The sequence below is a fragment of the Gottfriedia acidiceleris genome (assembly GCF_004138285.1).
Classification (GTDB): Bacteria; Bacillota; Bacilli; order Bacillales; family Bacillaceae_G; genus Gottfriedia; species Gottfriedia acidiceleris_A.
Map to the genome: position 1 here is coordinate 24,424 of NZ_SCFN01000030.1, position 9,028 is coordinate 33,451.

10 protein-coding genes are annotated in these 9,028 nt (G+C 31.0%); all 10 read left to right on the top strand.

Annotation, left to right across the window (positions count from 1 at the left end):
* The first annotated feature begins 486 nt into the window (after window positions 1-486).
* The 10 genes from EP747_RS22605 (at window position 487) to EP747_RS22650 (ending at window position 8,981) form a co-directional block, all read left to right on the top strand.
* Window positions 487-1,344 (top strand): hypothetical protein, encoded by an 858-nt coding sequence (locus tag EP747_RS22605; RefSeq protein ID WP_129692241.1) that lies wholly within the window; start codon window positions 487-489, stop codon window positions 1,342-1,344.
* 12 nt (window positions 1,345-1,356) lie between these two features.
* Complete coding sequence (locus tag EP747_RS22610; RefSeq protein WP_235832975.1) at window positions 1,357-2,298, top strand: hypothetical protein; 942 nt, start codon at window positions 1,357-1,359, stop codon at window positions 2,296-2,298.
* A gap of 137 nt (window positions 2,299-2,435) precedes the next feature.
* Complete coding sequence (locus EP747_RS22615) at window positions 2,436-3,914, top strand: TolB family protein (RefSeq protein WP_129692242.1); 1,479 nt, start codon at window positions 2,436-2,438, stop codon at window positions 3,912-3,914.
* 23 nt (window positions 3,915-3,937) lie between these two features.
* The gene (locus tag EP747_RS22620; RefSeq protein WP_165347233.1) at window positions 3,938-4,591 is read left to right on the top strand and encodes an alpha/beta hydrolase family protein; all 654 of its coding nucleotides are present in this window, start codon (window positions 3,938-3,940) and stop codon (window positions 4,589-4,591) included.
* Window positions 4,592-5,013: 422 nt separating this feature from the next.
* Window positions 5,014-5,388 (top strand): hypothetical protein, encoded by a 375-nt coding sequence (locus EP747_RS22625; RefSeq protein WP_129692244.1) that lies wholly within the window; start codon window positions 5,014-5,016, stop codon window positions 5,386-5,388.
* Window positions 5,389-5,534: 146 nt separating this feature from the next.
* Complete coding sequence (locus EP747_RS22630) at window positions 5,535-6,101, top strand: hypothetical protein (RefSeq protein WP_129692245.1); 567 nt, start codon at window positions 5,535-5,537, stop codon at window positions 6,099-6,101.
* A gap of 373 nt (window positions 6,102-6,474) precedes the next feature.
* Window positions 6,475-6,888 carry a hypothetical protein gene (locus EP747_RS22635; RefSeq protein ID WP_129692246.1) on the top strand — a complete coding sequence of 138 codons (414 nt, stop codon included), beginning with the start codon at window positions 6,475-6,477 and terminating at the stop codon, window positions 6,886-6,888.
* A 208-nt stretch (window positions 6,889-7,096) separates the two neighbouring features.
* Window positions 7,097-7,663, top strand: a complete 567-nt coding sequence (locus EP747_RS22640; protein ID WP_129692247.1) for a sigma-70 family RNA polymerase sigma factor — start codon at window positions 7,097-7,099, stop codon at window positions 7,661-7,663.
* Complete coding sequence (locus EP747_RS22645) at window positions 7,660-8,517, top strand: LolA family protein (RefSeq protein WP_129692248.1); 858 nt, start codon at window positions 7,660-7,662, stop codon at window positions 8,515-8,517. Before EP747_RS22640 ends, EP747_RS22645 begins: the two co-directional genes overlap by 4 nt.
* A 215-nt stretch (window positions 8,518-8,732) precedes the next feature.
* Window positions 8,733-8,981, top strand: coding sequence for a hypothetical protein (locus EP747_RS22650; RefSeq protein WP_098948406.1), 249 nt, complete (start codon window positions 8,733-8,735; stop codon window positions 8,979-8,981).
* Window positions 8,982-9,028: the final 47 nt, after the last annotated feature.

The window sequence follows — 9,028 nt, forward strand, 5'->3', positions numbered from 1 at the left end:
CCTAAGGAGATGCATTATTTAAAAGCATGAATTCATAAAAATAAAAAACAAAAAATCAATCTAAATCGACTTTCTGTGAAAATGGTATACATATTTTACTATCTTAAAATAAACGTGAAAAGGAGATATTATGGCAAGATGTCAAAATTGCGATTATAAATGGAGTAAGAAATCTTTGTGGAAGCTTTCTTACTCAAGGGAAGGTGTGAATTGCTCCAATTGTGATCAAAAACAATATATCTCTTTTGATACACAGGTTTTTATAACCTTGGGATCTCTATCTTCTATATTTGGTGTTTTTATTATTCTTCTATTTCCTTCGTATGTAAATCTGAGTAGTAAAAACACAGGAAATTGGTGGAGCTAAATACAAATGGTTATGGAAAGATAGATGATTAAAGTATCTAATAAGATAACTATTAATGGTAAATGAAAATATACACAATTTAAAGGAAGTTTAGAGAAAAATACCATGGAGGAAACTAAGTGACCCTAAAGCTATCTAAAGTTAAATTGAGCTTAGCAAGAGAATATTTAATGACTAAAGGTAGAGATTTAGAAAAAGAACTATATAAATACCATTTTGAAAACGGGAGTAAAAAATCTGTAATTTATGAACTTGAAAAGTATCAAGGAGAAAATGGTGGATTCAAAAATTTAGGTGAAGGTGAAAGGTTATTTGAAAATGCTATGGATACCAATATGGCGTTTCAAATCCTACATGATATTAACGCAAGAAGCAATGAGGAAATTGTTCGTAAAGGTATAAATTATATAATGAATTCCTATGATAAAGATCTCAAATATTGGTATCCAAATCAAAAAGATTCGCCTGTTGAATTTTATTTGATAACAGATAAGTGGGCGAATCCATGTGCAGAGTTAATTGCTTATTTACATGAATATCAGGAACTTGTTCCTACTCGTTTTCTCGCTGAAGTGACAGAACAGGCTATGAAAAAACTACCATTGCTTAATAAGGATGGTTGGTTTGCTACACTTTGTTTTCTTCGATTAGCTGAACGAGTTGAAGATTCATTACGTGAAAAAATAGTAGAAAAAGTTGAAACCAATATATTTGACATAATCGAAACAAGGAAAGAGATTTGGTCAAAAGACTATTGCGCAAAACCTTATTGGTATGCTCCCTCACCCCGAAGTCCACTATATTCTCTCCTTATGGAACATACTATACCTTGTCTAGCGAATGAGATACTTTCCCAAGAAGACGAGGGTAATTTTATCTTAAACTGGGAAGCTGATACAGGGGAGAAGGAATGGAAAAGTATTATTACAATGGAAGTATTACGTACTTTAAAGAATTATGACATGATTTCTTTATAAGGAGAGTTCGGTTTGTATAATAAAATTCTGATAAATCAATTCGAGAAAGGTAAAGCATTTATTAAGATGAACGGTCGGAAATTAGAAAGCGCTAGGTTTGACTTTGAGTTTGAGAATGGTGATAAAGAATCAGTGTTGAACGAATTAAAAAAGTATCAGAATGAAGATGGTGGTTTTGGTAAAGCCATAGAACCAGATTTTTTGTTACCAAATTCTTCTCCAATGGGGACGTGGGTTGCAGGACAAATCTTGATGGAAATCGATTTGGATGCAGATCATCAAATGGTAAAACAAATGATTGAATATCTTGTTCAAACAAATGATAGGGAATCAGGTATGTGGGATTCAGTGTTAGAAGATACAAATGACTATCCACATGCTCCTTGGTGGCATTGGACGGAGGGTGTGCAAGAAAATTGGATGTTTAATCCTGGGGTAGAACTAGCTGCTTTCTTAGTTCATTGGTCGACTGTGAAAAGTGGGTCTGCGGAAATTGGATGGCATTCAATTGAAAATGCAGTTAAACATTTAATGCAAAAAAATGAAATGGATCGACATGAAATAAATAATTATCAACAATTTATAAAAATAATCGAACCGTATAAAGAACTGCTAGAACTTAGAACACAACGCTCTTTAGAAAGTATTTCTACTAAAATACTAGATTTAGCAGAAAAATGCATAGCTAAAGACGTTTCCAATTGGGGAACAGGGTATAAACCTCTACCATTAGACTTTATTGATCATCCCAGCCATCCACTAAGCGAAAGATTTGGTCATTTAATCGAAAAAAATTTAGATTTTTATGTACAACAAATTAATAAGGATGGAGTTTGGGACATTTCATGGAGTTGGGGAAGTTACCCTAAACACTTTGAAATCGCAAGGCAACAATGGATGGGAGTTCTTGCAGCAAATAGGTATAAACAATTTAAAGCATTTGGCTACTTGTAAATATATCTGTAACAAGAGCAAATTTCCAAGGTACTTAACGTCTAGTTAAGTGCTTTTTTCTTTCAGCGTAGCATAAATAAGATTTGTGTATTAGCAGCGATCATATAAAAAAACTTCATATAAAGGAGCGGATATAAATGAGGAAACTTTCCGTGAGTGAGCTACTTAAAATCAAAGAACCTGCTGATCGAGTACAGATGTCAGTGTCTCCTAATGGAGAGTGGCTTGCTTTTTGTTTGAATGGTAAAGCTCATTGTCATGTGACCAGTGGCGTATCGCAAGTAGTAGATGGGAATTCACAATGGGTATGTAATCTAATTACAGGTGAAACATTTCAGATAACAAATAAAGCGAAAAGTAGTTGGGGTGGAGTATGGTCACCAAATGGAGAAACTCTAGCATTCTATGCAGATATTAATAACAATGCCCAAGTTTGGTTATGGGCACCTTCTGATAAAACTTTGAAACTCGCATCAGAAGTTATTGTTCGACCATTCTTTGGCTTCGAAAAACCTATTTGGGCGAATGATGGAAAGTGCATTATTGTAAAATCGATTCCATTAAAAGAAGTTGATAATTCATATTTCTATTCATCTAAGTTCTCGAAGGATATACAAACTAGTAAAAGTGACGTACAACCTAAAGTATTTAAAACGAATCAAGAAAAAACAGCTCAGCAAGGAAATCATAATTGGATAAATCGCTATCATTCAAATATCTCAATTATTGATATTCAAACAGGGCAAAGTAACATTCTTTTTCATGATGTATTTCCAGTTGGAATGGCATTATCAAAAAGTGAGAAATATCTTGCTTTTACAAATTGTTTAGGGACCCAGAAAATCCATTCTCAACAATTAATCTATGATTTATGTATTACATCAATTGAACAGAAGAATGAGCTTGTTCATCTTGAAAAAAATATCAAAATGGAATATGGATTAAGTTTTTCGTGGGAACAGTCCAGGGATTCATTAATCTACACTTCGATTGGAGAAATATTAGGTGGTGAGGTATTATCAATTGATATTGAGTCATCTGAAAAAGTAAAATGTTTCAGTGCCCAACCTACTATTTTATTAGGGAGAGAATATGATGGACCTACAACATTACTTAATGGTGATCTGTTACTAATCGTAAAAGGATGCCTATGGCGTTTCGGAAAATACAAAAGAGAAATTATAAATGAGATTAAGATTGATGGTCGTGATATCTTAGCTGTCATGCCAGATTCAGACCAAGCAAATCAAGTCGTTGTTCAAACAATCGATAAGATGTATGCAATCTATGGATTTTATAAAGTAAATTACATAACGGGAGCATGCATGAAATTAGTCGAAGAGCCAAGTGCACATTTACCTTGGTTCGAAGGAGGAGCCGTATATAAGAACACCAATAAATCAGAAATAGTTGCTTTCTTCTCTCAATCCGCAAATGAACCTCCTAGTATTAAAATATTGGATGTAAAAACTCAACAAATTCGTCTCAGTTCAAAATTAAGTACGATTGATACGACTAAATTTGGCGAGTCAGAACTTATTTTTTGGAAGCATGGAGATCGATTATTAGAGGTGCACTATTACTTCCAAAGAAACGAACGGGTAAGGTTCCAGTAATTATGCGAGTCTATGGGGGATCGATGCAATCTGAAAATAGTAGGAAATTCGGAATGAGTTCAAATCTTGCGGATAACCATCAACTTCTTGTCTCAAAAGGATATGCCATATTTTTACCAGACTTGCCAATGAATCGAAACAGTCATGAACCAGCTACAGAAATTACTCATGCAATTGAAAGTGCATTGGATGAACTCGTGAAGCACCCAGCAATTGATCCTGACAGAATTGGAATCATTGGTCACTCATTCGGAGGATATTCCGCTCTCGTAGCAATCACTCGCATTCATCAGTTTAAAGCGGCTGTTATTTCTGGTGGGGTGGGAAGCTTAATCAGCATGTACACAAAGTTTGACTATCCAAATTATAATTACGGATGGATTGAAGATGGTCAACCTAATTTGGCAGTGACTTTATGGGAGAATAAGGAACGATATATTCGGAATTCACCTTTTTTTGAATTACACAATATTCATGCACCAGTATTAATTGTACAGGGAACAAAAGACCACATTTGTAAAGATGAAGCAGGACCAATATTTTCATCGCTTAATCGATTAGGAAAAATAGCGGAAATGGTTCTTTATGATGAGGATCACTGGCAAGGAACATGGCGTGAAAAGAACTTAATTGATTATTATGAAAGAGTAGTAAAATGGTTTGATACTTATGTTTAAGATAAAAACGAAGAAAGTGCCTAGGAAATTTTATTTTTCTAGGCACTTTCTTGTAGATCTAAGATTTCTAAATTAATAGCTTTATTGAAAACGTTGAAGTGATAAATGGAGATATGGTTGAAAAAGCGTTAATCTGTTTGTAAAATCCATTAGAAAATAGAAAATTAAAAAAGGATACATCTTTAATGAAAATTACTCAACAAACAATTGATTATGTGAAAAGAAACAATAGTGTGATTAAGTAGATAAAATAATAGAATATTTACTTTAGATCATATTTTAGTATCAACGTATGAGAATAGTTCCTTCTACTTATACAATTGGAAGAAGTCTTCCAAATGATGTGTTTTTAGTTGAAGGGAAGGATGTTGTATCAATTAGAGGGAATAAGATTAGAGTATGATTAAAAACTGGAGGTTTATATGAAGAGAATTTTCATGCTATTATGTTGTACGCTAATTTTATTCGGATGTTCAATGAAAACGAAAACAGAAAGTAAAAATCCTCAAACTGTTGCACTTGTTGGGAAAACAGATATCGACACGATTATATACACAGCAGATGAAGACCATAATCGCATTGAAACATTTGAAAAGGGATTCGAAGGAAAGAAAGAGCAATCAGGAGATATTGTAATGCCAAGTTCTGATATAACTTTGTGGTTTATCAATGATGAGGGTAAAAAAGATGAATACAATGTTAATTACAAGCAAAACCTTGTATCTGGGATAGGAGGAAAAATTTACAAACTTGATTCAAAGACAATCCAATTACTTCAAGAACAGTTTATGAATTAAATTTATATAGGGCTAACTCTTAGATATAGGCAATGAATTCCTAAAAGTTTGGAGAAGGCTAAGAATTATTATAAACAAAAAGACAGTAAACCAAAATAATAAACGAAATTAGGTACTCAATAACGATGATTTCATAGGAGAATAGTATGTTAAAGTCTAAAATACGAATTGCTTTTCTCGTAATAATACTTTGCTCTGTCCTCTTTATTTTCTTAAAACCATCTACGCAAGTATATGGGAACAGTGAAAGAGGTATAATGCAAGCTATTCAATCAACAAATGGATATGAAGACAAAGACGCAATTGAAATCTTAAAAATTTTTGATTCAAAAAATGATCGGACAGTTGCATTCTTATACAACAATCAACCTGCATACATTCATTTCTATAAAAATAAAGATGGCAATTATAAATGGACAAATATTGAAAGTTATGCAGAGGAGCCTCTTTCGATGTTTTTAGTTCAATTAGGAAAGGATTTAAACTTGAAACACATGCTAGTCGTTTCAAATAGTGAAAATCCCGTATCCAAAATGAAAATAAAAGTTATAGGAGAATCAACTAAAGAAATCGTATTTGTCTTACATCCAAAATCAGCAGTATTAATGAAATTAGAAGATATGCCAAAAGCCAAAGACAACAAATTTGAGTATGAATATGAGTATTTTGATAAAGACGGTAATAAGATAACAGAAAATGACTTAATGAATTAATACATATTGTTGAACAGTGCAGACACTTTCGTAGATTGTTAATCAGACTAAGAAATCAATTGATAGAATTTATTCAAATGAATAAAGATGAATGCACATTGAAAATTAAAGAGTTAGCGGATTAGTTGTTCAAAGAAATTAATATTGGTATCGAATAATCTTGTTAAGATAAATTTTTAAGGAGAGCGGAAATGAGTAATTTTAGCTTAATTAATATATTAATAGTTTTAGCAGTAATATTTTTAATAGGTTTTGCGCTATTAAAGGTTGTAAAGAAAAGCATGGTTTTTAAAAATAGGCTGTTTATTTTTATAGCTGTCTTATTAATAATTTTTTTAGGTTTTAATTTATTTGAAAGATTTTGTGTGAGCATTTGTCATTAAAAGAAGCTAAAAATTTTGCCGTTCAACATAAATTGCAATCTCCAGAAATTGAAAATGTTGGAAATAAAACAATATTATTTTATGAAAATAAAAATATATATGGATACTATGAATTAACAAAGATATTCGGGAAAGTTTATGAAGGTGGTTCGTTTAAATCCTCATTAAATTCTGATAATACTGTCACAACTTTTGGAGAAATGGACAATCAACAGAATTTTTCTGGAGTAGTTATTGATAATCTCTCTCTATTAAAACAAGGAAATAAGCTAGTGATTGTAGATAGTAAAGGTAAGAAATTTATAAAGGATATTGAAATAAATAAAAAAGTATATTTTTTTAATAGAGTGAATGAAATTGAGAAAGTTAAAATTCAAGATAAGGATAATAAAGTAATTTTTTAGATACATAATGCAACTAAGAATGTGTTAGTTGAAGATGAGGGGTACCTAGTCGGTACTCTTTTTTATTGAAAGTAAAAGACAGGAAAGTTCAATAAAATAAGTTTGAAATTCTATAGCGGAATTTCCTCAAAAAAATGTGAGAAAAAAATATTTTATATACGTTGTATTAAGTGTAAAGCCTTTTACAAAAAAATAAGGGAATGGTTAAATGAAGTCTAATGATAAAAATTTTATAAAGCGATTACAACGACAAAAAGAAGATGCATTAGAATTTATTGTTGATCAATATTTGCCATTAATTAAGGGGGTAACACATCAGGTTCTCTCTCCCATTAGAAACGATGGGATCATGGAAGAATGTATTAATGATATTTTTCTTTCAATCTGGAATAATTCCAAAAAATTTAATGGTAATTCAACGGATTTCAAGAAATGGATTTGTGTGATTGCTAAGTTTAAGGCGATTGATTATTACAGAAAGTTTATTAAAAATGTAGAATTCACATCTGCTTACATGGATTTGAATGCTGAAAAGTCAGTAGAGGATGAACTAATTTATTTGGAAAATAAAATAGAACTTATCGAGTTAATCAATCAATTAGAGCCAGTCGATCGGGATATTTTTATTATGAAATTCTTTTTAGGATTAAAAACGGAAGTTATTGCTACAAAGCTCGGTCTAAGTAAAGCTTCAATAGATAATCAGATTTATAGAGGAAAGAAGAAACTTTCAAAAAAAGCTACGAATCTTAATCTAGGAGGTAGTTTAATATGAAAGATATATATGCATTATTGAATGAGCTTGACATAGATTTAAATGAATTTGAGGAAATGGAAGTAAATGAATTAGAAAGTGCTAAAGTAAAAAGAACTTTAAAACAATCAATTAAAAAGAAGAAAAAAATAAAAGGTTGGAAAAAGTTTGTTTTAGCTTGTAGTGTATTTTTAGTAATGGGTATCAGTTTAATGAATGTCCCACCTGTTAAAGCATCAATAAAAGCAGCATTAAATTTATTAATTGCTGATAAATTCGAGAAAATGGACAATCTTCCATCTAATAGTGTCATTATGGCAGTTGAAAAATATAAGAATGGTGATGTCTTTACTACATATATTTCAGGGAAAAAAGAAAGGGACGAAAGTCAAAATGGCAACTATTCAATTTCAGATGGTAAAATCATTGTTTCATATGATAAGGAAGCAGATATTTTCTTAATTGAAAAAAATGATGAAAAAAACAGCCTAAACTTTGAAAAGACATTCTTTTCTGAACTTGATCCTTCCAAAATAAAAGATCTAGGAACTGACATATTTTTTAATCGGTCTGTAAATAAATATTTGGTTCAATTATCAGATACTGAAAAAATGGAACTATGGTTTGATAATGAAACTGAATTCCTTGTAAGAGAAATTGAAATTCATCCTAATTATACTCGAGTAGAAAATTCTAAATTATTGAAATTAGATTTTAATGCACATATATCTCAAAGTATTTTTGATATGAATGCTCCTAAAGGAGCACATGTAATTAATGCTAGTAACCCGAAATCAATGTCTAAAGAACAGAAAAAAGAATATGAATTGTATATGGAAAAATCAGAAAGTAATCCGAAATTTGAAGATGAATAAAGAATGTATTTTAATCTTGTGATGAACCCAGTTCGTATTGAACTAACACATGATTTAGTTGTAAAACATGATCGGCTATTTAGTCATTATTTTTATTATGGCAGCATAGTTCAATAAGACATTTAGGATTCATTATGATAAATTATTTTATGAACCGTTTACATAATTTAACGCTTCTTCTTACAGAAAAGAATTTAAAATAGGGGTTGAAGGTAATGGAGAAAACTTGTGGGCAATGTGCTAAAAACATAGGAATGTCAAAAGAAGAACGTATGAAACTAGCTGACTCACGTATTAACAAACAGATATACATCTGTCCAAATTGCAATAAAGAGCACAGTTATATAAGTGCAGTAAAAATAGCTGTTCAAGTAAATAATAGTTCGAAACAAGTAATTGAAAAGAAAAAATCCACAAAGAAAAAGAAAGTGGAATCAGAACAATTTACTTTATTTGAGATTTAATATTTGAGCTTTAATATAGTTTTTTCTAAATCAACTTTCGAATGCGA

Coding starts and splice junctions, on each gene's coding strand:
- EP747_RS22615 (WP_129692242.1), top strand. CDS start 2,436: ATGAGGAAACTTTCCGTGAGTGAGCTACTTAAAATCAAAGAACCTGCT.
- EP747_RS22620 (WP_165347233.1), top strand. CDS start 3,938: ATGCAATCTGAAAATAGTAGGAAATTCGGAATGAGTTCAAATCTTGCG.
- EP747_RS22625 (WP_129692244.1), top strand. CDS start 5,014: ATGAAGAGAATTTTCATGCTATTATGTTGTACGCTAATTTTATTCGGA.
- EP747_RS22630 (WP_129692245.1), top strand. CDS start 5,535: ATGTTAAAGTCTAAAATACGAATTGCTTTTCTCGTAATAATACTTTGC.
- EP747_RS22640 (WP_129692247.1), top strand. CDS start 7,097: ATGAAGTCTAATGATAAAAATTTTATAAAGCGATTACAACGACAAAAA.
- EP747_RS22645 (WP_129692248.1), top strand. CDS start 7,660: ATGAAAGATATATATGCATTATTGAATGAGCTTGACATAGATTTAAAT.
- EP747_RS22650 (WP_098948406.1), top strand. CDS start 8,733: ATGGAGAAAACTTGTGGGCAATGTGCTAAAAACATAGGAATGTCAAAA.